General features: G+C 55.8%; 29 protein-coding genes. 14 read left to right on the forward strand and 15 right to left on the reverse strand.

The window, feature by feature from the left end; genetic code table 11:
• Window positions 1-2 precede the first annotated feature (2 nt).
• On the reverse strand, window positions 3-482 hold the full coding sequence (locus AC13E3_RS02975; protein WP_092033357.1) for an NADAR family protein: 480 nt from the start codon (window positions 480-482) through the stop codon (window positions 3-5).
• Between the two features lie 96 nt (window positions 483-578).
• A complete protein-coding gene (gene mtgA, locus AC13E3_RS02980; RefSeq protein WP_092033359.1) occupies window positions 579-1,271 on the reverse strand; it encodes a monofunctional biosynthetic peptidoglycan transglycosylase in 693 nt (230 codons plus the stop codon).
• Window positions 1,272-1,381: 110 nt separating this feature from the next.
• Between mtgA and AC13E3_RS02985 the strand changes: the two genes are divergently transcribed.
• The 4 genes from AC13E3_RS02985 (at window position 1,382) to AC13E3_RS03000 (ending at window position 5,695) form a co-directional block, all read left to right on the forward strand.
• Entirely contained in the window at window positions 1,382-1,711 is a 330-nt protein-coding gene (locus AC13E3_RS02985) for a 2OG-Fe(II) oxygenase (RefSeq protein ID WP_092033362.1), read from the forward strand.
• Window positions 1,708-2,925: a polyhydroxyalkanoate depolymerase gene (locus tag AC13E3_RS02990; protein WP_092033366.1), complete on the forward strand. Its 1,218-nt coding sequence runs from the start codon at window positions 1,708-1,710 to the stop codon at window positions 2,923-2,925. Before AC13E3_RS02985 ends, AC13E3_RS02990 begins: the two co-directional genes overlap by 4 nt.
• A gap of 108 nt (window positions 2,926-3,033) precedes the next feature.
• On the forward strand, window positions 3,034-3,777 hold the full coding sequence (fabG, locus tag AC13E3_RS02995; protein WP_053112845.1) for a 3-oxoacyl-[acyl-carrier-protein] reductase: 744 nt from the start codon (window positions 3,034-3,036) through the stop codon (window positions 3,775-3,777).
• A gap of 25 nt (window positions 3,778-3,802) precedes the next feature.
• A complete protein-coding gene (locus tag AC13E3_RS03000) occupies window positions 3,803-5,695 on the forward strand; it encodes a PHA/PHB synthase family protein (RefSeq protein ID WP_482901690.1) in 1,893 nt (630 codons plus the stop codon).
• 9 nt (window positions 5,696-5,704) lie between these two features.
• Here the strand turns inward: AC13E3_RS03000 and AC13E3_RS03005 are convergent, their stop codons facing one another.
• The 4 genes from AC13E3_RS03005 to AC13E3_RS03020 all read right to left on the reverse strand — a co-directional run bounded on the left by AC13E3_RS03005 (window position 5,705) and on the right by AC13E3_RS03020 (window position 8,842).
• Window positions 5,705-6,394 carry a hypothetical protein gene (locus AC13E3_RS03005; RefSeq protein WP_482901691.1) on the reverse strand — a complete coding sequence of 230 codons (690 nt, stop codon included), beginning with the start codon at window positions 6,392-6,394 and terminating at the stop codon, window positions 5,705-5,707.
• 84 nt (window positions 6,395-6,478) lie between these two features.
• Complete coding sequence (locus AC13E3_RS03010) at window positions 6,479-7,273, reverse strand: transporter substrate-binding domain-containing protein (RefSeq protein WP_254775527.1); 795 nt, start codon at window positions 7,271-7,273, stop codon at window positions 6,479-6,481.
• A 107-nt stretch (window positions 7,274-7,380) separates the two neighbouring features.
• Complete coding sequence (locus AC13E3_RS03015; protein ID WP_273094460.1) at window positions 7,381-8,100, reverse strand: DnaJ domain-containing protein; 720 nt, start codon at window positions 8,098-8,100, stop codon at window positions 7,381-7,383.
• Between the two features lie 46 nt (window positions 8,101-8,146).
• Window positions 8,147-8,842, reverse strand: a complete 696-nt coding sequence (locus AC13E3_RS03020; protein WP_459422436.1) for a VWA domain-containing protein — start codon at window positions 8,840-8,842, stop codon at window positions 8,147-8,149.
• Between the two features lie 157 nt (window positions 8,843-8,999).
• Here AC13E3_RS03020 and AC13E3_RS03025 point away from each other — a divergent pair, with 157 nt between their 5' ends.
• Entirely contained in the window at window positions 9,000-9,287 is a 288-nt protein-coding gene (locus AC13E3_RS03025) for a hypothetical protein (protein ID WP_482901692.1), read from the forward strand.
• 33 nt (window positions 9,288-9,320) lie between these two features.
• Here AC13E3_RS03025 and AC13E3_RS03030 read toward each other — a convergent pair whose 3' ends face one another.
• Both AC13E3_RS03030 and AC13E3_RS03035 read right to left on the reverse strand, forming a co-directional pair.
• Complete coding sequence (locus AC13E3_RS03030; RefSeq protein ID WP_008172436.1) at window positions 9,321-9,749, reverse strand: organic hydroperoxide resistance protein; 429 nt, start codon at window positions 9,747-9,749, stop codon at window positions 9,321-9,323.
• Window positions 9,750-9,864: 115 nt separating this feature from the next.
• Entirely contained in the window at window positions 9,865-10,320 is a 456-nt protein-coding gene (locus tag AC13E3_RS03035; protein ID WP_014578054.1) for a GatB/YqeY domain-containing protein, read from the reverse strand.
• 135 nt (window positions 10,321-10,455) lie between these two features.
• On the opposite strand from AC13E3_RS03035, the gene ltaE reads away from it, so the two are divergent.
• Window positions 10,456-11,466 carry a low-specificity L-threonine aldolase gene (gene ltaE / locus AC13E3_RS03040; RefSeq protein ID WP_476158781.1) on the forward strand — a complete coding sequence of 337 codons (1,011 nt, stop codon included), beginning with the start codon at window positions 10,456-10,458 and terminating at the stop codon, window positions 11,464-11,466.
• A 71-nt stretch (window positions 11,467-11,537) separates the two neighbouring features.
• On the opposite strand, the gene AC13E3_RS03045 is transcribed toward ltaE, so the two are convergent.
• Entirely contained in the window at window positions 11,538-13,133 is a 1,596-nt protein-coding gene (locus AC13E3_RS03045) for a BCCT family transporter (protein WP_476158779.1), read from the reverse strand.
• A gap of 154 nt (window positions 13,134-13,287) precedes the next feature.
• On the opposite strand from AC13E3_RS03045, the gene AC13E3_RS03050 reads away from it, so the two are divergent.
• The 5 genes from AC13E3_RS03050 (at window position 13,288) to AC13E3_RS03070 (ending at window position 18,005) form a co-directional block, all read left to right on the forward strand.
• The gene (locus AC13E3_RS03050; RefSeq protein WP_008172443.1) at window positions 13,288-14,181 is read left to right on the forward strand and encodes a patatin-like phospholipase family protein; all 894 of its coding nucleotides are present in this window, start codon (window positions 13,288-13,290) and stop codon (window positions 14,179-14,181) included.
• Window positions 14,182-14,271: 90 nt separating this feature from the next.
• Window positions 14,272-14,940 (forward strand): glutathione S-transferase family protein, encoded by a 669-nt coding sequence (locus AC13E3_RS03055; RefSeq protein WP_008172445.1) that lies wholly within the window; start codon window positions 14,272-14,274, stop codon window positions 14,938-14,940.
• Window positions 14,941-15,006: 66 nt separating this feature from the next.
• Window positions 15,007-15,384, forward strand: coding sequence for a cupin domain-containing protein (locus tag AC13E3_RS03060; RefSeq protein ID WP_104270631.1), 378 nt, complete (start codon window positions 15,007-15,009; stop codon window positions 15,382-15,384).
• A 253-nt stretch (window positions 15,385-15,637) separates the two neighbouring features.
• Window positions 15,638-17,251, forward strand: coding sequence for a GMC family oxidoreductase (locus AC13E3_RS03065; RefSeq protein ID WP_482901693.1), 1,614 nt, complete (start codon window positions 15,638-15,640; stop codon window positions 17,249-17,251).
• 22 nt (window positions 17,252-17,273) lie between these two features.
• Complete coding sequence (locus tag AC13E3_RS03070; RefSeq protein WP_053112856.1) at window positions 17,274-18,005, forward strand: SDR family oxidoreductase; 732 nt, start codon at window positions 17,274-17,276, stop codon at window positions 18,003-18,005.
• A 60-nt stretch (window positions 18,006-18,065) separates the two neighbouring features.
• Here the strand turns inward: AC13E3_RS03070 and AC13E3_RS03075 are convergent, their stop codons facing one another.
• Together AC13E3_RS03075 and AC13E3_RS03080 are read right to left on the reverse strand one after the other, a co-directional pair.
• Window positions 18,066-19,373, reverse strand: coding sequence for a carboxylate--amine ligase (locus AC13E3_RS03075; RefSeq protein ID WP_053112857.1), 1,308 nt, complete (start codon window positions 19,371-19,373; stop codon window positions 18,066-18,068).
• Between the two features lie 225 nt (window positions 19,374-19,598).
• A complete protein-coding gene (locus tag AC13E3_RS03080; RefSeq protein WP_482901694.1) occupies window positions 19,599-20,738 on the reverse strand; it encodes a mechanosensitive ion channel family protein in 1,140 nt (379 codons plus the stop codon).
• A gap of 176 nt (window positions 20,739-20,914) precedes the next feature.
• Between AC13E3_RS03080 and AC13E3_RS03085 the strand changes: the two genes are divergently transcribed.
• Window positions 20,915-21,088, forward strand: a complete 174-nt coding sequence (locus AC13E3_RS03085) for a hypothetical protein (protein WP_008172455.1) — start codon at window positions 20,915-20,917, stop codon at window positions 21,086-21,088.
• 8 nt (window positions 21,089-21,096) lie between these two features.
• Here the strand turns inward: AC13E3_RS03085 and AC13E3_RS03090 are convergent, their stop codons facing one another.
• Together AC13E3_RS03090 and AC13E3_RS03095 are read right to left on the reverse strand one after the other, a co-directional pair.
• Window positions 21,097-21,255: a hypothetical protein gene (locus AC13E3_RS03090; RefSeq protein ID WP_008172456.1), complete on the reverse strand. Its 159-nt coding sequence runs from the start codon at window positions 21,253-21,255 to the stop codon at window positions 21,097-21,099.
• A gap of 80 nt (window positions 21,256-21,335) precedes the next feature.
• The gene (locus AC13E3_RS03095) at window positions 21,336-21,665 is read right to left on the reverse strand and encodes a rhodanese-like domain-containing protein (protein WP_008172458.1); all 330 of its coding nucleotides are present in this window, start codon (window positions 21,663-21,665) and stop codon (window positions 21,336-21,338) included.
• A gap of 72 nt (window positions 21,666-21,737) precedes the next feature.
• On the opposite strand from AC13E3_RS03095, the gene AC13E3_RS03100 reads away from it, so the two are divergent.
• A complete protein-coding gene (locus AC13E3_RS03100; RefSeq protein ID WP_008172460.1) occupies window positions 21,738-21,941 on the forward strand; it encodes a hypothetical protein in 204 nt (67 codons plus the stop codon).
• A gap of 23 nt (window positions 21,942-21,964) precedes the next feature.
• On the opposite strand, the gene AC13E3_RS03105 is transcribed toward AC13E3_RS03100, so the two are convergent.
• Window positions 21,965-22,399, reverse strand: coding sequence for an SRPBCC family protein (locus tag AC13E3_RS03105; protein ID WP_053112858.1), 435 nt, complete (start codon window positions 22,397-22,399; stop codon window positions 21,965-21,967).
• A 66-nt stretch (window positions 22,400-22,465) separates the two neighbouring features.
• The gene (locus AC13E3_RS03110) at window positions 22,466-22,930 is read right to left on the reverse strand and encodes an AtaL-like protein (protein WP_482901695.1); all 465 of its coding nucleotides are present in this window, start codon (window positions 22,928-22,930) and stop codon (window positions 22,466-22,468) included.
• A gap of 202 nt (window positions 22,931-23,132) precedes the next feature.
• Here AC13E3_RS03110 and AC13E3_RS03115 point away from each other — a divergent pair, with 202 nt between their 5' ends.
• Window positions 23,133-24,941, forward strand: coding sequence for a Na/Pi cotransporter family protein (locus AC13E3_RS03115; protein ID WP_482901696.1), 1,809 nt, complete (start codon window positions 23,133-23,135; stop codon window positions 24,939-24,941).
• The last annotated feature ends 13 nt before the right edge of the window (window positions 24,942-24,954 follow it).

Here is a 24,954-nt window from a genome sequence, read left to right on the forward strand (position 1 = left end):
GTTCAAGCCTGCGCCGCCCGCTCTTCCCGCAATCTGGCCCGCACATTCATCAACACTTTTCCGTAACGGTTATCGCCCCGACGATCCCGGCCGCAGCCCCAGAAATAATCGAAATTGCTGTTTTCAACGATTTTCGTGTCGCCGGTATCCAGCAGAGCCTCCGCCAGCTCGGGATGGGTTCGGCAGCGCACGTAGATCCCCCGTGTCATAACGGTTTCGCGCACCTGCTTCCAGTCCCGCCGCAGGCTCTTGTGGCGCTTGCGCCCTAGCTTTCCGGCCTTGCCGGGCGTGTCGGCGTTGCGCACCTTTTCCTGGCGGTTGTCGTCGGTGAACTTCATGCCCTGGAAATAGTGTTCCACGGTTGGCCAGACCTTGCCTTCCAGCTCGAAACTGTAAGGGGCATGGGTGCCCAGCGGATTGTCCGGATCTGTTCGGGACATGAACAGGTCGTTCTCACCGTTGTCGTCGGGGAAGAGAGACATTCTTGCGATCCTTTAGAAATAAGTGGTCCTGCAATACCCCTAGTATCAACGAGTCCGCGCCAGGGGTCACGCCAATAAACCGGCTCATCTGCAAGACTAGAGATCTCGCAGGTATCCAGCACCCAGCTGTGCAATCTGGCCCCGAATCCAGGCCACTCGCTCCAACACATACGACGATGGCGAATTGACCCGCAGGACTTTCGGATTCGGGAGTACGGCCGCGAGCAGCGCGGCCTGGTACTCGGTAAGGTGACGGGCAGGCTTGCCGAAGTAGGCCTGGCTGGCGGCTTCAACGCCATAAATTCCGGGGCCAAACTCGGCAATATTCAGATAAACTTCCAGTACCCGCTGTTTTGACCAGAGGCCGTCTATTACAAGTGCCAACCCCGCCTCGATGGCCTTGCGAATGAAACTGCGACCGTTCCAGAGAAAGAGGTTCTTGGCCGTTTGCTGGGTGATGGTACTGGCTCCTCGAAGCCCGTCGCCGGCCCGGTACTCCGAGAGCGCCTGACGAACCGCCTCAAAATCCACGCCCACATGATGCGGGAATCGCTGGTCCTCGCTGGCAACCACCGCCAGCGGCATCCAGGGAGAGATCTCGCCCATGGGCACCCATTCGTGGGCGAGGGATTTGTTCGCGCCCTGAAGCTGATAACCCACCATGAAGGCCGAGGTGGGTGGATTTACGAACCGGAACATCAGGACCACCAACAGCACCAGCACGATAGCGCCGGCGCATAGCAGCAAAAACCATCGCAAAAGCTTGCGACCACCTGATGCTCTGGCCATCAGTTCAAATCCTCATCTTTGTACGAGCGAGTTCCCGGCCATAATTGACCTACGGGCCGCACAGCGCGCAAACTGCTGATAGCGATTCTGTGAGAGTGTATGCCACTACCATGCCTGCAAAAGTAAAAACCCGGATTCTCTTTCATTCCAGACGCCTGAATATATACCTGGTCCGATATCCAGAAGGCCACAAGGTAGGGCCGCACGTGGACATGGTTTCCGAGGGCCGGCTCTACAAACTCAATTGGGTTCTGGCGAAACCCAAAGCCGGTGGCGAATTCATCTGCGACAAGAATATTTTCAACCTTTTTGGAAGATTGTATCTGTTTCGCCCGGATCTCTATGAGCATCGGGTATCAAAGATCGAGCGCGGAAGTCGATGGCTGTTGAGTTTTGCGTTGACTTCCGGACTCCATAACTCAAGCAGGACAGTATCATGATGTATTTTGCCCATGAAATGAGCCGTGCCGCGCTGATGCCCTTGCGCATGATGACAGACGCACAGAGCAAATTGCTCAGGCACCCTCTCAGCCCTTTGTCCCGCTTACCCGGCGCTCGCAGTATTGCTTCCGCCTACGGCGTGTTCGGCGACCTGACCCGACGCTACCCGAAACCGGCCTTCAATCTGCACACAACGGTGTGCGATGGGGAGGAGGTCGACATCAGTGAAGTCATCGTCAAACGCAAACCCTTTGCCCAGCTCAAGCATTTCCAGCGCAGCGTATCGCGGCCTGATGACCCGAAACTCCTGATCGTTGCGCCGCTTTCCGGACACTTTGCCTCTCTGCTGCGGGGTACCGTCAAGGAAATGCTGCCAGACCACGACGTCTACATCACCGACTGGCGTGATGCCTGTCGTGTCCCCTTGTCGGCTGGCGACTTTGGGCTGGACGACTATATCGACTACGTTATCGATTTTATTGAACAGCTTGGGCCAGACACCCATGTATTGGCGGTTTGCCAGCCCGTCGTGCCGGTGCTCGCAGCCACCGCTCTCATGGCCGAAGATAAAAACCCGGCAACACCGCGCTCGCTGGCTCTCATGAGCGGCCCCATCGACGGACGTATTGATCCCACGGCACCCTGCGAACTGGCCACCAAACACAACCTGGCCTGGTTCCGACGCAACCTGGTTCACCCGGTACCCGCGCCCTATCCGGGGGCCATGCGGAAGGTTTATCCCGGCTTTCTGCAACTGACCGGATTCGTGAACATGAACTTCGACCGCCACATTGATGCCTACCGGGGCCTGTTCAAGTCCATGCGTGACAAGGAGGTCGAAAAGATCAGACGTCATCGTGAATTCTATGACGAATACCTCGCGGTCATGGATCTGCCGGCCACCTATTACCTGGACACCATCCAGCGTGTCTTCCAGGAGTTTCACCTTGCCCGGGGCTGCTTCATGCACCGGGGCCGAAAAGTGAATCCGGCGGCTATCGAAAAAACAGCACTGATGACGATTGAAGGCGAGAAAGACGACATTTCCAGCCCCGGGCAGACCCGGGCCGCCCATAAACTATGCGTGAATATCCCGGACGCCAGGCGTCTGCACCATCTGCAAGAGGGGGTTGGCCATTACGGTGTCTTCAATGGCAGCCAATGGCGCGAATCCATTGCGCCGCGGCTCAAGACATTCATCCGCGAAGCGTGACGGGTATCACATTTTCTTGTCGCGACTCGGGTGCTCTGCTAGCTTGAATGAGGTGATTAATAATAAGGAATAACAACCAGAGCGGGCTACCGCTCCAGGGAGGATTTCATGCAAGACCTCAAGGGCAAGGTCGCCCTCGTAACCGGTGCCTCACGCGGCATCGGTCGTCACATCGCACTTCAGCTTGCTCAACGCGGCGCCGATGTCGCCATCAACTACCGCTCACGTCAGCCTGAAGGCGACGAAGTTGCCAGGGAAATCGAGGCCACCGGCGTCCGGGCACTTGCCTTCAAAGCAGACCTCTCGAAGATGCCGGAAGCGCGGAGCCTGGTTCGTCAGGTTCAGGACGAGTGGGGCCGCATAGACATTCTGGTGAACAACGCCGGCATCACCAAAGACAAGTCCATGAAGAAGCTTACCGACGACGATTGGAACGACGTCCTGGATACCAACCTGGGCAGCGTCTACGCCACCTGCTCGGAAGTGTTGAAAATCATGATGGACCAGAAGTACGGTCGAATAATCAACATCACCTCATTCGTCGGGCAAGCCGGCAACTTTGGGCAAGCCAACTACGCAGCCAGCAAGGGCGGTATCATTGCGTTTACCAAGACCCTGGCACTGGAAATGGCCAAGTACAACATCACAGTCAACGCCATCGCGCCCGGCTTTACCGAAACCGAAATGCTGGCCCAGGTCCCGGAGAATATCCGTGAACAGATCATTGCCAGGGTTCCCATGGGTCGGTTTGGCAAGCCGGAGGAAATTGCCCGCGCCGTGGTCTTCCTGGCCGCGGAAGGCGATTACATCACCGGCCAGCAGATCAACGTTAACGGCGGCGTTTACATGTAACACTTGAAAGACAGAAGGCGAAAAAATGGCTGATAAACCAATAAAAAAGCAATCAACGCCTGACTTCGAACCCAATGTGGTAAGCCGCTCTCTGGCACGAGTGGGTGTTCATGGTGGTCACCTGCTCAAGCGCTCCATAATGCGCCGTTTGCGCGGTGGCCCGCCGAATCCGGCCAGCGTCGGGAGCATGACCAAACCCTTTGTCACCCTGACCGGCAAGCTTGCAACCCAGCCAGACACGCTTCTGTTCGCGCAGATGCGACTGATCAAGGACACCAGTCTGTTCTGGTCTGGCCTGCTGGCCAGCGGTATTGGCAAGAAACCACTGACCGTAGCCGAACCGGAGCCCGGCGACGGCCGCTTCCGGGATCAGGCCTGGAACGACGTCATAGCCTTCAACGCCGTCAAGCAGGCCTATTTACTGTCAACTCGCTGGGTTATGGACACCATTGACGATGTCAGGGATCTGGACGATCACGATAAGCGGAAAGTCCGTTTTTTCGCCAGCCAGATGACCGATGCCCTCGCCCCAAGCAACTTCGTTCTGAGCAATCCGGAAGTGTTGCGCACAACCGTTAAGACACGGGGCAAGAACCTCCTGCGAGGCCTGGCAAACCTGCTGCGTGATCTGGACGAGGGAAAGGGCCCGATGCCTTTCCGCATGTCCGACCCGGACGCCTTTGAGGTGGGCGACAATCTGGCCAACACACCCGGCGACGTGGTGTTCCAGAACGATCTGATGCAACTCATCCAGTACCGGCCGACCACCGAGACCGTTCATCGCGGGTCTTTGCTGGTGATACCGCCCTGGATCAACAAGTACTACATCCTCGATCTTGGCGAGAAAAAATCCTTCATTCGTTATTGGGTGGAACAGGGCCACACCGTGTTTGTGGTTTCCTGGGTAAATCCCGGGCCAGAGCTGGCACACAAGACCTTTGAGGACTACATGCTCGAAGGTCCGGTCGCCGCCATGGATGCCATCGAGCAGGCGACGGGTGAGCGGGAAATCAATACCGTCGGCTACTGCATCGGCGGCACTCTGCTTGGTTGCACGCTCGCCTGGCTGGCCGCTCGCGGGGATGATCGCGTAAAAAGTGCGACGTTTCTCAACAGCATGATGGATTTCTCCGACGTCGGAGATCTGGCCGTCTTCATCGACGAGGACTCAATCGCCAAAATCGAGAAGGCCATGAATAAACAGGGGTATCTTGAAGGCGCCTCCATGGCAACGGCCTTCAACATGCTGCGGGCCAACAGCCTGATATGGTCGTTTTTCGTCAACAATTACCTTCTCGGCCGCGATACTGCGCCCTTTGACCTGCTGTACTGGAACTCGGACGCCACTCGCATGCCAGCGGCGATGCACAGTTTTTACCTGCGCAATATGTATCTGAACAACCGGCTGCGTGAACCCGGTGGCATTTCCCTGGCGGGCACGCCGATCGACTTGAGAAAGGTGAAGGTTCCCAGCTACTTCGCATCCGCCATTGAGGACCACATCGCACCCTGGGTCTCCTGCTACAGAGGCGCACGTAACCTGGGCGGCCCGCTGCGTTTTGTGCTCGGCGGTTCAGGACACATTGCCGGCATCATCAATCCGCCCGAGAAGAAGAAGTACGGCTATCGCCTCAACGAAGACAACCCGGCCAATCCAGAGGAATGGCTGAAAGGTGCCGAGCAGTTTGAAGGTTCCTGGTGGCCGGATTGGGTGGCTTGGGCCGAGCAGTTCGGTGGCGGTGAGGTTAAGGCTCGCATTCCGGGAGAGGGCAATCTGCCGGTGATTGAACCGGCGCCCGGGGCTTACTTGCGCAACGAGCCGGCGCCTCCAACCCCAATAGTCAGAAAACCAAGGCAACCGTCGAGAAGGAAAACGGCTTCCGGTAAACAGAAAGTAAAGTCTCCTGAGGGCGCCTGAGTCGGCGCCCTACTTCAGTTCGGATACCAGATCGCCGTTCCGACAGTTTTCAATCGCGCCTTTAATTCGGTTCATATCTGCCTTCGCTAACGTGTCCCGAGACATATAGAGAGAGACAGGCAGCGTGCCCGCGGGCTGTTCGAAGACATTCACCACCTCCGGGCCGAACAGATCCCCGACAAGAAGGGCCGGCAGAACGATGGCATCCAGGCGGTCGTAGTGAAGCATGGCGACCAACTGCATCCAGTCCGTCACCTCTTCGATTCTCGGGTTTTCGTCGGTAATGAACTGTTCACCAACAAAGCTCCGAGGCAGCCCATATTTAAGGCCCGAGGTTTCAGATATCGGCGGAAGTTGGCGATTCGAGACAAAAACATAGTCCGCCGAAAACAACTCACCAGCGAACTCGCCGATTCTGTCCCGACGTTCACTCTGGGCAAGGGGCAGAACCATCGAGACTTCTCCCGAGTGCAAATACCCCAGCCCTCTTTTCAGAGGCACCTGAATAAACTGGGGCTGGATGTCAGCGCGATCAAAGACACATTCGTAGAGCGGCGCCAAGGACCCATAGAGCTTGCCATCGGAGTACCCGATCACGCCCTGCAACCCTTCACCAACGGCGACAGGAACCGAGGCGGCCGCAAGGCTGGAAAAGAAGATCTGCAGGCTGATGAAGACTGCACAGTGTGGCCGAACCATCGCTCCACTCCATGGGACTGAACGCATGAATTTCCTGCGATCAGGGTCGTCCAGATTCGCTTACCTTTCCATACGGACCTGTACTTAACGTCCTAGATACCTGAAACGTAGCACATTCTGATACTTATCGATGTATTTCTGATTGATGAGACCAATCACACCCGATTGCCGCAAATCGTCGAAGCATTGATCAAAGGCTGCGGCGAATGCGGGGTTCCGAAAAACCATCTTGTGCGGCGCCGGGTTAAAGATTGGCGCGAAACGAAAAGCATCAGACTGCGAGGGCCAGCTTTCACCGCGGCGCTTCTTGTTGAAGATTCTCCGATTCACTTCCGCGACCACGAATCCGTCGGCCAGAATCGCATCGACCCGGCCCATAAACAGTAGCCGGGAGTGAATGGTCTGATCGGCGATTTCGGTGAGCGAGGCGAATTCAGGTACGTTATCGCTGATCCCCAGCACATCGCCCCCTTCACGGAACGTCACCACGTTGAGACCGGCCAGGTCTTTGACCCTTTCAATCGGCCCGACACGGGAGTGATTGTAGAAAGCTCCGTTCTGGTACCAGATGTAGGCGGATGTGGAATAACCGGGAAGACGCCAGTGCAAAGGTACTGTGGCAATAGCATCGAAGTCCTGACGATCCCTGTAGGTCCTTGCATGGCGCTCATAGGGCTGCATGATGAATTCGGCCTCAAATCCGCACTCATCGAAGGTCGCCAAAACCAATTCTATATCTCGCCCCTCGAGACTTGGCTCCGCTGCACCCGGTATCTGAGCAGCGAGAACTTTAAGCCGCGGCAGTGGCTCCGAATTCGCAGCCAAAGGGAATCCTGGCAGAAGAAATAAAAAGAAATGGGCGAGCGTTGAAATCTTCAAACCGCTGTCTTCTCACCTCGGGCTAAAAAGTTCAGTTTTTGAACAATATCCTTATCCGGGCGTGCAGGCAATCACTCTGAGCATATGCCTGCAAACCAGGATGCAACTCAGCCCAGAAGACACTCCTTGGCCTCATTGATGCGCGCCGCCAGGTAATTGCTGCCACCATGGTCCGGGTGAAGTTTTTGCATCATCCTTCGGTGAGCCTTGATGATCTCTTCGCGACTGGCTCCGGGCTCGAGCCCCAGGATGTCCAGCGCTTCGCTCTCAGTAAGCGGGCCGCCCGTATTGCCACTGCCGTCCGACGGATCGCTTTCAGAGGCCGCCTCATCGTCTGCTCGCCAGGAGTCTCCGAACCGGCGGTCCAGGTAAGTTTCAAGGAGCCGGGCAGAATCCTCGTCCTGGCCGCGGCAATAGCGCAATAGCTCGAGGAACTCGCTTTCGCTTAGCTCCGCCAGTTCTCTCCCTTCCATCGGGCCCTTGATGATCTTGCCGCTCATGATTCCCGAGTCGTGGTCCAGAGTCATTTCCAGAATATCGCTGGAAACATGGGACTGGTTGCCCGACTTGGCCCCGGCACCACCGGCCACGCGACCGAGCCCGCCACGCAATAGCGATGGCAGCAGGCGACGCAACAGAGGATAGAGAAAGGCCAAACCGGCGAAGACAAAATGCAAACGCCCGGTCACAGCCAGCAAGACGACGATGCCGATACCGGCCAGCAGAGCCAGCTTGAGAATGGCGGCATTGCGCTGACTGGCAGGCTGATTGCGCAACCACACCCAGGCCACAACCGCGACAACGATGGCAACAAGCGTTAAAGGCACTCAAATACCCCGGGCACACCGGCCCATCAATGGATTCTCACAAACACTATCGGATCTGTCTGGTCAGGCGTTTCACTTCCGGGGAACTACGGCTGGAAAAATCCTGCAGGGCCTTGGCTCCCCCGGAAGCATAGACCGCAACTGCCGCCATAAGATCCTTGAGCACCTGGGGGCTGTTACGGTCAAAGGGTGCGTATGCGCCCCCTGAAAGCTTGCTCACCTGCTGAAATACCGCCCTTGCATGGGCATCATTGCCCTCGTGAAACATGAACACCGGTGTGCGCAGCATTCCCAGTTCCCCGGCGGTGTGACAGAGCTCGTCCACCGGTTCCTCGCAACAGTCACCGATAAACACCACAGCTTTGACGGGCTTTGCACGGGTCTCTTTCACCGCGTGGGTCAATACCCGGCTGATCTGGGTGCGCCCACCGAGGCAGGAAACGCCGTTCATCAGATTCAGCAACTGCCCGGTTTCGGTCACAAAACCCGTGGCCTTGAACTCACCGAAGCCACGGTAGTAGCAGAGCTGAATGGCCAGGCCACCCAGATCCCGGGTTGCTATGAACAGTTCGCTCTGCAGATGGCAGGCCTGGTCCCAGGTAGCTTCCCGGCTTGCAGTCGCGTCCAGCGCGAAAATCAGCCGCCCCTGCCCGCCACCCTGCTTGGGCAACGTGCGAACCTCATTGATAAACTGGTCGATCGCCTGTTTGTCGGATCGGGTGCGTAGCTCTTTATCGGACATAGGCTCCTGAAAATCACGGCGGCTGAAAAAACTGACGCTAAAATAGTAGGGCATAGATCGCGCAATTCACAGGTTTGGCTCTTTCAGTTGGCTCCCCAGAGCACGCTGGAAACAAAGCAACGCACACGGCCATTGGCTGGTAGACCTGCCTGTTCTGATGCAGTGGCAGAGCCCGGGGCAGGTTTGGGCGTTCCGGGTGGAACGAAACGGGGACCGTTGGGCCACGCTGGACAAGGACAGGGAAGTAGAAAGCGCGCTCTATTTACGCGAGTGGAGAACCCAACTGACTTATCGGGTGCACCAGGGGGGACAATCTTGGCCAACCATCGCTCTTGGTCTAGGAGCCAGTCTGGCTACCCGTGTCCAATACAAGGACCTGAACACGGGCACCGAGGATCTGAGCCTTGGGGATGCCCTGCTGGCAAGCCTCAGGCTCGATTGGTAGATCCAGGTTCCGACACTGGATCCAAACCGGGTATCAGCCTACCCGGTTGAGTGTTACGTCGATGTTGCCACGGGTTGCGTTGGAATATGGACAAACCTTGTGTGCTTCATCGATCAGCTGCTTGGCCTCGGCATCGTCCATACCCGGAAGGCTGATGCGCAATTCCACTTCAATGCCAAACCCATTGGGGATCTGGCCGATGCCAACCACGCCTTCAATGGAAGCATCTTCCGGCATCTTGAGCTTGTCGCGACCGGCCACAAATTTCATGGCGCCGATAAAGCATGCGGAATAGCCTGCAGCAAAAAGTTGCTCCGGGTTGGTCCCCTTGCCGCCGGCACCGCCCATTTCTTTCGGGGTTGCCAGCTCTACATCAAGAATGCCGTCTGACGAAATGGCACGGCCGTCACGACCACCGGTTGCTTCTGCATGGGCACGATAGAGCACTTGTTCGATAGACATAACACTTTCCTTTTTCCTTCGAATTTGAACAGAAATACCTTCCGAGGCATTTCCGCGCGACGATTTTCTAAACGACGCGTCGCCCCGTTTTATGCGATAGAAATGGTTAACTGGATCAACCCGCCAGCGCGGCCCGCACTTTCTTGCTCAAATGGCCCATCTCAACCCGGCCAAGCACCTGGGGTTTCAATTCATTCATCACCTTACCCATGTCCTGCATGCCTTGGGCATCCGTTGAACTGATGGCCATCCGAATCAACCCGTCAAGATCATCCTCGCTGAGAGCCGCCGGCATGAACTCCTCAATGATCACCATTTCCGCTCGCTCTTTATCGCCCAGTTCCTCGCGGCCGGCTTCATCGTACTGACTGGCAGCGTCGCGGCGCTGTTTGAGCATCTTGTCCAGCACCTTGAGAACATCCTCGTCATTGAGCTCGCGGCGTTCATCAATCTCAATCTGCTTCACGGCAGACTGGGCCATGCGCAAAGTAACCAGGCGGGTTTTATCCTTGTTCCGCATTGCTTCTTTTACCGCGCTGTTCAGTTGTTCCTTAAGGGTTGGTGCCGTCATTGCTGATCTCCTGTTGTTTGGCTTTGTTCTGGTTTATGGGGACGAATCGGGAATAATGCAAAGGGTGGGAATTCCATGATTCATGCTGCACTGTAGAATGCAGACACCCGAGGAAAGAAAAAGGCGCCAGGAACAATGATTGATTTCCGCAGCGATACTGTAACCCGCCCTACCCCCGAGATGCGCGAAGCCATGGCCAGCGCCGAGGTGGGAGACGATGTCTATGGCGACGACCCTACGGTTAACAGCCTGCAGGCCTACGCCGCCCAGCGGCTCGGCTTCGAAGCGGCCCTTTTTACTGCCACAGGCACCCAGGCCAACCTGCTTGCCATCATGAGCCATTGTGGCCGCGGGGATGAGTATCTCTGTGGCCAGTCCGCTCACAATTACAAGTACGAGGGCGGAGGCGCCGCGGTGCTGGGCAGTGTCCAGCCCCAACCGATCGAGAACGAGCCGGACGGGAGCATTGATCTGGGAAAAGCCCGGGCCGCGATCAAGGCGGACGATTTTCATTTTGCCGTCACCCGTCTGCTCTCCCTTGAGAACACCATCGGAGGCAAAGTACTGCCCCTTGAGTACCAGGCGCAGGCCCGTGCGTTCTGCGACCAACACGGGCTTCTTCTGCACCTGGACGGCGCCCGTGTCTTCAATGCCGCCGTAAAATCAAACTGCGATGTCACCGAAATAACCCGGCACTACGATTCCGTCAGCGTGTGTCTGTCCAAAGGCCTGGGCGCACCGGTCGGATCGCTGTTGCTGGGGTCGGAATCATGCATCAAGCGGGCCACCCGGCTGCGCAAAATGGTGGGAGGCGGCATGCGCCAGGCCGGCATTCTGGCCGCCGCGGGACGTATCGCGCTCGAAAGGGGGCCGCTTCGACTGTTCGAGGACCATGAAAACGCCGAATACCTGAGCAACGGCCTGGCAAAGATTCCGGAACTTGAGGTCAACCCGGCCAGTACCCAGACCAACATCGTTTACGCAAGGTGCAAGGCGGGCCAGGCGTCACAGCTGAAAGACTACCTGGCCGAACAGGGCATCCTGATTACGGCCGGCGACCCCATCCGCTTTGTGACCCACCAGGATGTCAGCCGTAAGGATGTGGACACCCTGCTGACGGCCATCCGGAAATTCTACCCCTCCTGAACGGATACTCTCGCTCAAAAAAGGCCCCTCAATGAGGGGCCCTTGCAGCGTCACCTGATATCAGCTTGGGGTTACGCCATCTTGCCTTCGGCAATCAGCAAGCGGCGTTCGTGATGCAGGCCTTTGAACAGGCTGTAGGTCATCACCAACAGCACCAGGGTAAATGGCAGCCCGACACTCAGGGCGCCAGCTTGCAGTGCGTTGAGGGCTTGTTCACCGCCAACGAACAGAAGCACCCCGGCAATGGTCCCTTCAGTGACCGCCCAGAAGATGCGCTGGGCTTTCGGGGCATCGGTCTTGCCGCCAGACGTGATGCTGTCAATCACCAGGGAACCGGAATCCGAGGATGTGACGAAGAAGGTCAACACCAGAGTGATCCCGATAAACGAGGTGATTCCAGACAGTGAGATATTTTCCAGCATCTGGAACATGGCCAACGACACTTCGGTAAGACCCTCGGAACCCAACACGCCAATATCGTTCTGGACCTGATTAAGCGCCCCGCCTCCGAATGCGCTCATCCAGAACAGAGTAATGATGGTCGGGATGATCAGAACCGCCGTGACGAACTCACGCACCGTGCGACCATGGGAGACCCGCGCGATAAACATACCTACGAACGGTGACCAGGAAATCCACCAGGCCCAGTAGAAGACCGTCCAACCATGGAACCAGGTGGTGTCTTCCTCGCGGCCAAAGGGATTACTGAGCGAGAACATATTGGACGCGTAGGAGACCGACGTATCCCAGAGCCACTGGAACACGGCAAGTGTGGGGCCGGCAAATATTACAAACAGAAGCAGCAGCCCGGCCATGATCATGTTCGCGTTACTGAGAATCCGGACACCACCATGGATCCCCCGAATCACGGAGAGGGTAGCAACAGCCGTAACGCCGGCGATCACGCCGACCTGAATATTCAGGCCTCCCTCAATATCAAACAGGTAGGAAATACCGGATGCCGCTTGCTGGGCGCCAAACCCGAGCGAGGTTGCAAGACCAAAGATGGTCGCCAGTACCGACACAGTGTCGATAACATTGCCGGGCCACCCCCACACCTTGTCTCCCAGAATTGGAAAAAAGGCAGAGCGAATGGTTAGCGGCAGGCCTTTATTAAAGGCAAAAAACGACAGCGAGAGCCCGACAATCGCGTAGATTGCCCATGGATGCAGACCCCAGTGGTACATCGTTGCGCCCATCGCAAGCCGGGCACCCTCAGCAGTGTTTGGCTCAACACCCAGGGGCGTTCCATACCAGTCGGTGTAATAGGCCACCGGCTCGGCAACCGACCAGAACATAAGCCCGGTACCCATACCAGCTGCGAACAACATGGCAAACCAGGACAGCAGAGAGAACTCTGGCTTGGCATCAAGCCCGCCAATCCGAATCTTGCCCACCGGCATGAAAATAAGGGCCAGACAGAAAACAACAAACAGGTTTGCGCTGAGAAGAAAGCCCCAATCGAACACAGCGATCGCACCATTCTTGGCGCTATCGAGCAACTCCTTTGCACCTGCGGGGAAAATAAGTGTTCCGACAACGAAGGCAACAATCAGGATTGCGGTTAACGGAAATACGATGTTGTGGATATCGAAGCCGAACTTCTCGATATTATCCTGACCGGCTACGTAGTCGGTCTGATAATCGTCTGAAATGACGTCACCCAATGTGAGGACTCCTATGACTGCATAACCCGGCAGTCGGTTGGAAAGTTTACCTCTCTAAGTGCCACCCCAATATTTTGAACTCTAAGAATTAAAATTTCCAACTCTGTTAGACTTGTGCGGTACGAATCCTCGCAACGCCTGAAGGTTCCCGCTGATGAAACTCAACCCCTTTAACACCCGCATCGGTCTGGCTCTGGGAGGCGGCGCTGCCAAAGGCATTGCGCACATTGGTGTGCTGAAAGCGTTTGAAGAAGAGCAAATCAAGATTCATTGCATTTCGGGTACGAGCGCCGGCGCGCTTATCGCGAGCTATTACGCTTTCGGCCGCCCGGCGGAATCCATCCTCAGCATTTGCTCAACACTGAACCTCTCCAAAATCATCAACTTTACCTTTGAGCGCGGCGGGCTGTTCAGCACCAACGCCATTCGGGAGATGATTCACCGCGATCTGGGCGATGTCCGGATCGAGGACGCCGAGATTCCGCTGGCCATCTGTGCCACGGATATCGAAACCGGTGAACAGCTGATCTTCCGGGAAGGCAATCTGGCGGATGTCGTGTGCGCCTCAATGGCGGTTCCCGGCCTGTTTGTACCTGTTGAAATCGATGGGCGGATTCTGGTGGACGGGGGGCTGGTGGAAAACGTCCCCATTTCGCCATTGGCCAAAATGGGTGCTGGTATTACGGTGGCCGTTGATCTCAGCCATGTCAGCCGTTATCCGAAGCCGGACAACACCTTCGATGTCATTTCCAACGCCATCAACATTGGCATCGATTTCAACACCCGCAAGCAACTGAAGCATGCCGACATATCGGTACCTCTGGACCTGAGCGACTACAGCCTTACCAATAACGCCGACCGCGTTGACGAGCTTTATCGGGAAGGCTATCACCCGATGAAGAAGAAGATCCGCCAGGTACTCTGGTACAAACGGATGCATGTTGCCATCAGCCTTCTGAAAACAACGCGAACGTTGATGCCCTTCAAGGTGCCCGAGATTCTGAAGGAGCTCAGGCGCCACGGCTTTGCGGTGCGCAATCGTAATTAGCCACTTAATCACCGCCAGCGGTGAACCAAAACGCTCTTTGCAGACTACTCTTCACACCCGACCATTTTTCAATGCGAACGGAGCTTGCGCATGATTACAGTTCACCACCTCAACAATTCCCGCTCACAGCGCGTTCTCTGGATGCTGGAAGAACTGGGTGTTCCCTACGAGATCAAGCATTACCAGCGAGATCCCAAGACCATGCTGGCCCCCGAAAGCCTGAAAAAGGTGCACCCGCTTGGAAAATCCCCGGTGATCACAGACGGCGATCTGGTGGTTGCCGAATCCGGTGCCATCATCGAATACCTGGCGCACACCTACGGCAAAGACACCATGCTCCCGGAGAGCGGGGGGCAAGCCTGGCTCGACTACACCTATTGGTTGCACTACGCCGAAGGCTCATTGATGCCGCCTCTGGTGTTGCGCCTTGTCTTCGAAAAGGTAAAAACCAGCCCGATGCCGTTCTTTGTTAAACCTGTCGCCAAAGGCATTTCGGACAAAACCAACGAGATGTTTATAGGCCCGATGATCAAGACCCACCTGGATTTCGTGGAAAGCCATCTGGCGAAGAACACCTGGTTCCTGGGGGACAAACTGAGCGCGGCGGACATCCAGATGAGCTTCCCGCTTGAGGCTTCCGTAGCCAGGGGCATCGTCGGCAGGAACCGGCCTCACATCAGCGGATGGGTCAAACGCGTTCATGCCCGACCGGCTTATCAGAGGGCGCTCGAGAAAGGCGGTGATTACGACTTCGCCTGAAGACCGGCGATCCGATTGCGGCTAAAAGGAGTACCAAATACTGAATTCACGGATGGAGATACTGGAATGAAAGAAGTTCGCAGAACCACGCTACCCGTTGTGGAAATGGCGAAAAGCAACGAAGAGTTCCGGCAGGTATTATGGACCGGAGATCATACGCAACTCGTTCTGATGGCCATTCCCGAAGGCGGCGAGATTGGCGGCGAAGTTCACGAGGGACATGATCAACTGCTTTATTTCGTCTCGGGCGAGGGAGAAGCGACGATCGGCGAAACGAAGGTACCTGTAAAGGCGGGCGACGTCAGCATCGTGCCCTCGGGTACCTTTCACAACTTCCGTAACACCGGAAACGGCATGTTCAAGCTTTACACAACCTACTGCCCACCAGAGCACGCCCCGGGAAACGAGCATGAAACCAAGCAGGAAGCGGATGCCGCGGAATGAATCCGCGGCCTACAGTCGCTCCAAGAAATTATCCAATGCCTGATTAACCGGATCCGGGTGCGAAAGATTTGCAGCATGCCCGGCACCGGGAATCACGACCAGTTCGGCATCCTACGCTCTTAGCAGTCTGTCCATCTGCCAAGAGGCGCTCGGCCAGGCGATGGTCTAACCTTGATCCTGCATCTCGTTGACTGCTGCCTTTTCTGGCTCAGGAAAGCGTACACCCAAAACAAAAACAGGAACCGGGGACCGTATGATTTTTGATTACATCATTGTAGGTGGCGGATCGGCTGGCGCCGTGATGGCGGCGCGATTGAGTGAGGACCCTGATGTCAGCGTTTGTCTCCTGGAGGCAGGCGGCAAGGGCGATCACTTGTTGACCCGCGCGCCAGCTGGTGTGGTCGCGATCATGCCCGGCCATGGCAAGATCAACAACTGGGCGTTCAATACAGAGCATCAGCCCGAGCTGGCTGGGCGTCGAGGATTCCAACCCAGAGGCCGTGGGCTGGGTGGTTCCAGCCTGATCAACGCAATGCTTTATGTGCGTGGACACAGCGCGGATTATGATGGATGGGCCGAGCTGGGTTGCGACGGATGGGGATGGGACGATGTTTTGCCCTACTTCCGCAAAGCGGAATGCCATGAAGGTGGAGCCAGCGAATACCATGGAGCCAAGGGCCCACTGCATGTTTGCAAACAGCGATCACCAAGGCCCATTTCCGAAGCCTTTATCGAGGCGGCTAAAGAGCACGGCTATCCCGCAAGCGACGATTTCAATACCGGCGACAACGAGGGCGTTGGCCTCTATGAAGTTACCCAGTTTCATGACACCGAACGCAATGGTGAACGCTGTTCCACCGCTGCGGCGTATTTGTATCCGATCATGGAACAGCGCAACAACCTAAAGGTTGTGACCGGTGCCCGTGCGACCCGAATTCTTTTTAACGGAAAACGTGCTTCCGGCGTTGAGTATCGACTCAAGGGCCGATCGCTCTCGGCCTCAGCAAACCGCGAAGTCATCCTATCCGCCGGTGCCTTCGGTTCACCGCAGTTACTACAGCTATCCGGAGTGGGAAACCCTGAAGACATCCTCCCGCACGGTATTCACATGATTCACGAGCTGCCGGGCGTCGGCCGAAATCTGCAGGATCACCTGGATTTCATTCTGGCCTACAAGTCCGCGGATACCGATAACTTTGGCTTCAGTTTAACGGGCATGAAGAACATGCTTCGCCATTCCCTCCAATGGCGAACGGATGGGACGGGTATGATTGCCTCGCCCTTTGCAGAGGGGGCGGCATTCCTGAAGTCTGACCCGGAGCAGGACAAGCCGGACCTGCAGCTGCACTTCGTCGTCTCCATCGTGGAGGATCACGCCCGTAAACTGCACTGGGGACACGGCTTCAGTTGCCACGTCTGCAACCTGCGTCCGAAATCCCGAGGGCGTGTTTTTCTGCTCAGCGCCGACCCAATGACCGATCCCGGCATCGACCCCAACTATCTGTCCGATCCAGACGACCTGAATCTGACTATCAAAGGCGCAAAAATCACCCGGGAGATTCTCGAAGGGCCTGCACTCTCGCCGTACCGACAATCCGAAATGTTCGGCGTTCACGACGGCATGAGCGATGAGGAATGGGAACGCCACATTCGCGCCCGCGCGGATACGATCTATCACCCGGTAGGCACCTGCAAGATGGGCATAGATGATCTGGCCGTGGTTGACTCCAGCCTCAAGGTTCACGGACTTGAGGGTTTGCGGGTGGTCGACGCTTCAGTCATGCCGACTTTGATTGGTGGTAACACCAACGCCCCGACGATCATGATTGCTGAAAAGATCGCCGATACGATTCGAACCCACGGATAAAGGCCTCACTACAGGTGGCAAAATGACAACAACAGAAAAACCAGTTGCTCTAATCATCGGGGCCGGCGACCACCTAGGTTCTGCCATCGCCCGGCGCTTTGCAAAGGAAGGCTTCCACCTTGTGGTCACCCGCAGGCGCGGGGATCTTGATCTTCTCAGCTCGGAAATTCGGGCTCTCGGCTCGAGCGCGACAGCCATCCACTCCGATGCAAGGGACGAAGACCAGGTCATTGAGCTGGTTGAGCGCGTTGAGTCAGAGCATGGCCCAATACGGGTGGCCGTCTTCAACGTGGGCGGAAACGTTCGATACGATATCTGCGAGACCAGCACCCGGGTCTACCGGAAAGTCTGGGAGATGTGCGCACTGGCCGGGTTTCTGGTCGGGCGCGAGGTCGCAAAGAAAATGCTGCAACGCAATGAAGGCACACTCCTCTTTACCGGCGCCTCCGCCAGCCTCCGCGGCGGACGCGGCTTTGCGGCCTTTGCCGGCGGCAAGCATGCACTGCGCGCCCTGGCGCAAAGCACGGCAAGGGAATTAGGCCCGCAAGGGATTCACGTCGCTCACGTGGTGGTGGATGGCCTCATCCGCAATGAAGCCACGGCAGAATTTTTGCCGGACCTCTATGCGAGCAAGGGCGAGGACGGCATTATCGAGCCCGACGACCTCGCGGAAATCTATTGGCAGCTACACAACCAGCCACGCTCAGCCTGGACTTTCGAGCTCGATGCGCGGCCTTTCTCAGAGAACTGGTAACGCCCCGGAGAAGCTGTGTCGGACTATCAGGAGCCGGGTATCAGCCGGCTCCTGTCGTTCCTAGACGTAGAAGTCCAGCTCCTCCTGGGATTTCAGAAGATCCCGCATCTTGATCGGGTCGTCACCGAAGAAGAACACAAGCCCCCAGTGAGTACCAAAAGCGGATCGGTCCGGAACTGTTTCCTCGGCAGGGGCCACCAACTCGTGCGACTCAAAGTAAGGATGCTCAATGCACTCTTTGGGCATTTCCAGCTTGCTCACTACTCGGCGTCTCGGATAAACACCGAAGCAACCGGCATAACCTTTGGCATCGACCACTTCGCGGGGGAAGAAGGCATCGACCTCTTCCTTGGTGCTCTTGGGATCAAACACCAGCATGGAAGCCTGGTAGGCATTGAATCCATACGCGCGTTCAATCAATTCGAAGGCCTTGAACCCGGGTGGACGGTACGCAACTTCGCCAAAGTACATGGTGCCGTCGCTGGTTACGAAGTACTCCGGATGGATCAGACCGAACTGAATATCAAATGTTTTGACCAGCAATTCGATCTGCTTGGTGATTGCTTCGCGCCAGCTTTCAAGTTCCTTCGTGGCAGGAACAAACACCGAGTAACCCAGGGTGACGTACTCTGAAATATTCAGAAACTTGATTTTGCCATCGTGGATCCAGGCCTCAACAGCGAATTCCCAGCCACTCAGATGACTTTCCATGAGCAGGGGGTATTCCTCGTCCGGAATCGTATCGATTTCTTCCAGCGTGCGGATCATGCGGTGACCCAGGCAGCCGGCTTTATCGAAGGCCTTCACGTGAATCGGATCGTCCGGGTCACCATCCAGTTTAAGCAGAGTCTGGTTAACCCGCTTCATGAAGCGAATGATGTCATCTTTTTCGTGGGCTTCTTCGAAAATCCCGACGCGAATACCACCAAGCTGGGCCCGACGTTTCATCAGCGCCTTGTCCCGGAACAAAATGGATTGGCCGTACATACGCGGATTATTCAACAGAACAGAGTTGATCGCGCCTGACCATTCCACCGTTTCCTCGAACAATGGGATTGCGACATCCACCCCTTCGGCTTTCAGCTTTTCAGCGATTTCCATTGACCGATCGTTCAGGCGAACAAAATCCCAGGGGATGAAGGGAATATTGTTGGCCGTGCAAAAATCGGCAGCCCAATCCGGGGCAACCACGATATAGCGGCGATCGAACTTCTGAGCCGCCTTGATCGCATTAATACTCCAGCCAAGAAGAGCAATATAGCCCTTGTTTGGGTCCTTGGGTGTTTCCGTTCCCAGAACCGAGTCCATGGAGGGATCGCGCCAGGCCAGCACTTCCTGCGACATTTTGGATTTCGGTGTGATCGCCATAAGTTACCCCTTTATATTCGAAATAACGCAAAGGGCATTGGCAACAACCCGATGCGTCAGACCAGAGTGTCCCAGCCAGACGCGGAAATTAGTTTCCATACACAACAATTTAGACCCTTACAGGCCAGGAAGCGAGCCTGTCCCTCCACTATCAAGACGATTGCGAAAGGATCTGGAGTCACAAGATGCAAGCATCCGAAGGGCTGCCTGCAAGGATTTTCCGTTTTATCCCCGTAGCCTGTAGAAAGGTTCGAGAACCGGCTTCAATCCTTTTGCATCGTCAATGAACAGCTGCAGATGCGGGAAGGGAATCTCTATACCGGCGGCATCCAGGGCTTCTTTCATCTGCTCGAGAATATCGGCCATGATTCTGGGCCGAACATCCAGGTTATCCGGCGTTATCCACACTTTGACTTCGAGGTTCACTGACGAATCACCGAGGCTTTTGAGCAAAACACGGGGCTCCATGCCAGCGCCCTGCAAAACTTCGGGATGTGCCAGCAAAACCGGCATCAGCACTTCCCTCGCCGCCTTCGCAGATTCCTTGTAAGCAATCCCCACGGGAATATTCAGGCGTGTCACGCCCTCTGCGCTGTAATTGATGATATCCGTGGAGGCAACACTGTCGTTTGGAATCATCGTGAAGATATTATCCCGGGTTCGCAGCCAGGTGGTTCGCAAGGCAATCTTCACCACTTTGCCTTCCTGTCCGTTGATGGTGACCCAATCACCGATTCGAAAAGGCCTTTCAATGAGCAGGGTGATTCCCGCAATGAAATTGGAGAGAGTGGATTGCGCTGCAAAACCAACGGCAATACCGACGATGCCCAGACCGGCGATAATCGACACCACATCGAAACCGAACTGGGCAAGCACCGTCACCACCGCAAGGGTTGCGGCGATAACCGCAAACAGATTCTCGACCAGTTGCCGGATGGAAGGATCCATTCGATAGCGTGAAGTGCCTTCCTTGATCAGACGCCGGAAAACTACCCAGACCACGTAGAAACCGAGGACCATGAAACCTGCCCTCGCCATCGCCTTGAGAACCTCAGGCGAAACCCCGAATTGCGCAAGAATAACTATCAGCGCACCCAACCCGGCCAGATAGCGCAGGCCGCTGCGCATCTGGATGTAAAGAGGGGTTTTGGTTCGCCGCTCACCAAGACCCAGCCTGATGGCAGCGATCAGAATCAGATAAACGCCCAGGAAGACGCCAAGGTAGATTACAGAGACCAGCAGCTGGCCAAGTACCTGTACCAGCAACGCCCCCCAGTCGAGATTCTCGCCTGACACTGCCTGAAAGGCATCGCCAAGATTTCGACGGGGCTGCTCAATCAAATCTGCACCGAATGATTCCATCATGATCTGCACGACACCTTTGCTGTCCGTACATCAAGTAAAGGCGCGAATGGCATTTTGCTCAAATGCCGATCCGAGCCTCTTTGAAGCGTATGTGCAAGTTACATTGACTGGTCACTCTGCAAGGTGCTCAATATAAGAACGACGACCTTGTGGAGGAGACAACGATGAAATGAATTGTGCTCGCAGTAATTGTCGCGATCATCGCCGTCTGGCTGTATCGGGGCAAACGCAAAAACTATATTGAAGATCCTGATGTGAAAACATTCGATGAGAAAGACTACTACCTCACATCGAATGACAACGCCTCAGATGACGAGTCCTCCCCCGATCAGAGCAATCCTCGTCACTGAGATGGGCGTTACTTTTTCAGGCTGATCTGCTTTGAACCCGTGGGGGATACTTGTCCGCTTTTGCCCTTGCCGACGTATTCCACAGATCCGCCCGCTTTCAAAAACGCGGCTGTCTGTTCTTCAATGGCAGCAGAAGTCAGGGTTACTTTCTCGGGTTTCTTGCTCATAGTGATATCCAGGTCGGGATGGCTTAATTAATATCGTCAGCCTTCCATTATACCTGAAGTGGCTAAAAATTGTTCGCTCCCTATAGACTACGCGCTTCACGCGCCTCAGCCAGGCTCCCCTTGTTCTCAACATTTGTATAACCGGCACGCTCCAGAGCCGATTTTGCTTTACCTGCCCTGTTGCCACTGCGGCAATAAAGATTAATCTCGGTGTCTTTGTCCGGGAACCTCTCGGTAACCTCCGCAACGATCTGGTCATGCGGAATCAGCGGGTCTCCATCTATGTGGCTTTGCCGATGTTCTGCCTCTGTGCGGACATCGATCCACACGGGCTTTGCATGCGCTACTATCGGTGCCAGCGCAAGTGATAGCAGGATTAGCACCGCTTTCACTGAAAAAGACACTCTCATAACCAACTCGCTCCCTATTTTGAGACTCTACAATTAGTCTATACGGGTAAACTTACCGGAGGAGTTCACCGCATGGAAACCGCTGACATCTTCCTGTCGCTGCTGTTTGGCTGCATCGGTTTCGCCTATTTCATGTATGGCCGGCGCAGGAAAAACATCGTCACCCGCTACTGCGGCATTGCCATGATCCTGTATCCCTACCTGGCCAGCAGCGCCTGGGAGATGCTGGCAGTGGGTGTAGGGCTCATGGTTGTGCCACGGTTTGTCGAGTTATGAATAGTGTGGGCTCAGCTCAAGCTCTAGAGGCGCTCAATAGCCTTGAGCAAAGAACTGAAGGCTCTGGAAAAGCTGCGCTCAGCCAATCGGTCCATTACCCCACCCAGCAGCGGCACCTGCACATGCCCTTCAGAAACCCAGGTAACCCGGGTCTGCTCACCTTCTGGCTTTAAAACAATCTCTCCCTTCGTGTGCTGAACGGCGAACGGGCTCGATTTTTCAATTTGATAATGCATTCGGTTTGGCCTCTCGAACCGGGTAATACGCTCAGTGAGCTCGAGCCGGCCCGCTCCGATAATTCTCAGGGCGCCAGTGCCATTTTTCTCGTCTCTACCCTCTTCAATCAGTAAAGACTTGCTAACCCCTGGAAACCGGGAATAGCGGGCGTGGTCGGAGATGGCTTCAAAGACTGACTCGATATCCTTCTCGAGAACTCGTTCGACATGAATGCGAAACATGGCTACTCCTCAACTGTGGGCTCACGGACAGGATACGCTCCCACTCCATCAAACGAGTGGGATTTGTCAGAATACCCCTGTCTCGGCCAACTGCCGAATGATCTGAATCGTCTCAATGTCTGTGGCCAAATAGGCCTGTTCAAGATACTGGTCATAGGGCATCGAATCACCGCGGTTCTCGATGCTCGCTGTTTCATACCGGAAACGGACAAACAGTGATGCCGGCTCGGGCTCTTCGATATCCATGACAAGTGTTGCGGCCGGGAGGGTGGCCGTTGGCTGAGTCCGGTACTCTATCCTCGCCTCGTGCCAGAAAGTAACTTCATCGACCACCTGCAGTCCCGGCAGCTGGAGGCTACGCTTCAGGTAAGCCGGGCCCTGATCCAGAATCTCGTAATCATAGACACCAACGAGGAACTTGTCCGGGCGCCGGGCCCTGAGCACCAGCCCCTCCCACACCTGGAATCGGGTCAGAACCGGTAGCTCTGGCTTGGTCAGGTCGTTTATCTGAACGATATGCTCGAACGTCATCTGGCCTCCTTTCGGGTGCATCGCAAGGCACGGTTTCAATCGCTCGCTTTTTTGCGATGAATGCCGGGTTATTAAAGTCCGATTCACGGTTTGGGTACGCGTTTAAAAAGTTAACAGCCTACAATTCAAAAGGATGACCACTGATATGGTCCCAGTGCAAACTGATAGTCAAATAATTCGTAAAAGGGAACTTTAAATCCCAGTGAACTATCGCCAACTCTTTCTTGCTCTGATCCTCGGAATCCTCGCCCTTGCGCTCTGGTTGAGCCCAGAGTTCAAACAGATTGCCGCCGGCGTTGCCATTTTTCTGTTCGGCATGCTCTCGCTGGAGAACGGGTTTCGCCAGTTTACCGGTGGTTTTCTCGAGAGCGTGCTGCGTCGTACAACCGATACGATTCCGAAAAGCCTCGGTTTTGGCATCGTCAGTACCGCCATCATGCAGTCCAGTTCCCTGGTATCGGTGATCACGATCTCGTTTTTGAGCGCCGGCTTGCTTCCGCTGATCACGGGTATCGGCATTATCTTCGGCGCCAATCTCGGCACTACGACCGGCGCCTGGTTGTTCGCCACCATCGGTATGAAAATGAGCCTTTCGGCCTTTGCTTTGCCGATGCTTGTCTTTGGCGTGGTACTGAATTTCCAGCAACCACGAGCCTGGAAAGCCTTCGGTGCAGTTCTCGCCGGGCTCGGGTTTCTGTTTCTCGGCATCGATTTCATGAAGGCGGGATTCGAAAGTTACGAGTCGGCTGTCGATCTGCGCGAGTATGCAATGGACGGTGTCGCAGGACTTCTTGTCTACACAGGCCTCGGAATTCTGGCGACCGTCGTGATGCAATCCAGCCATGCGACGCTGGCGCTGACTCTGGCCGGTCTGGCCACGGGGCAGATTACCTATGAAAACGCTCTGGCCCTGGCCATTGGTGCGAATATTGGCACAACCGTCACCGCGCTGATCGGTGGTCTGGGTGCAAATATCACTGGCAAGCGTCTGGCAGGCGCCCATCTCCTGTTCAACGCGGTAACGGCGGTGATTGCCCTGGTGCTGATCGAGCCCCTGCGTTGGTCAGTGGATGCCCTGTCAGCGCTCATGTCGATCGCCGACGATGACTATACGATCAAGCTCGCGTTATTCCACACCCTGTTCAACTGCCTTGGTGTTGCCATCATGCTGCCACTGATATCGAGAATGGCACGGGCACTCGAGCGCTGGCTGCCAGAGCGAGAGGAAGAGGTCGCCGCACAGCCGCGGTACCTGAATCAGGCTGCGATGGACTCACCCGATAGTGCAAACGCGGCAGTGCGCAGGGAGGTCTGGCACCTGTTCGATCAAGCCTTCGTTATCCTTGCCCATGGCCTCCACCTGCACCGCGAAAATATTCGCCAGAGCGATGACCTTGAAGCGATGATTAACAATTCCCGGGAACGCATCGATATCGACATCGACCTGATCTACCGACAGCGAGTAAAACGCCTGTACAACGCCATTCTCGACTTTATTTCCGGGCGAATGACCCGGGAGTCGCCGGCCAACTCCACCGAATCGCTTTATCGTCTTCAGCATGCTGCCGCGGAGATGGTCGAAGCCATCAAGCATGTCAAACACCTACGCAAGAATCTCACAATTTATATGGCGTCGGATAACGCCACGATTCGCAAAGAGTACAACGAGCTTCGACTGCGAGTCGCGATGGTACTGCGTGAGACCCATCGTTTTTACGAAGGCCGGTTTGAGGATGCCAGCGCAGCAATACTGGAGCTCGACGAGATCGCTGTGCGTGCACGAGTAGACCGCGAATCGATGGTCGGTCGTGTCACAAAACTCCTGGGTGCAAAACGGATTGATGCCGCCATGGCTACGTCTCTGCTAAACGACTCTGCCTACGCCAGCGAAACCGTCGATGCTATTCTGACAGGAACCCGCGAGCTCCTGACTGCCATGGATGTTGAAGCCGCTCGAACCACAGAGGAGCTGTCGGTGAGCGACGCAGGGCGGGCAGAAGTCATGCCATGACGAATTCCGATTA

Source organism: Marinobacter sp. L-80 (assembly GCF_056859395.1).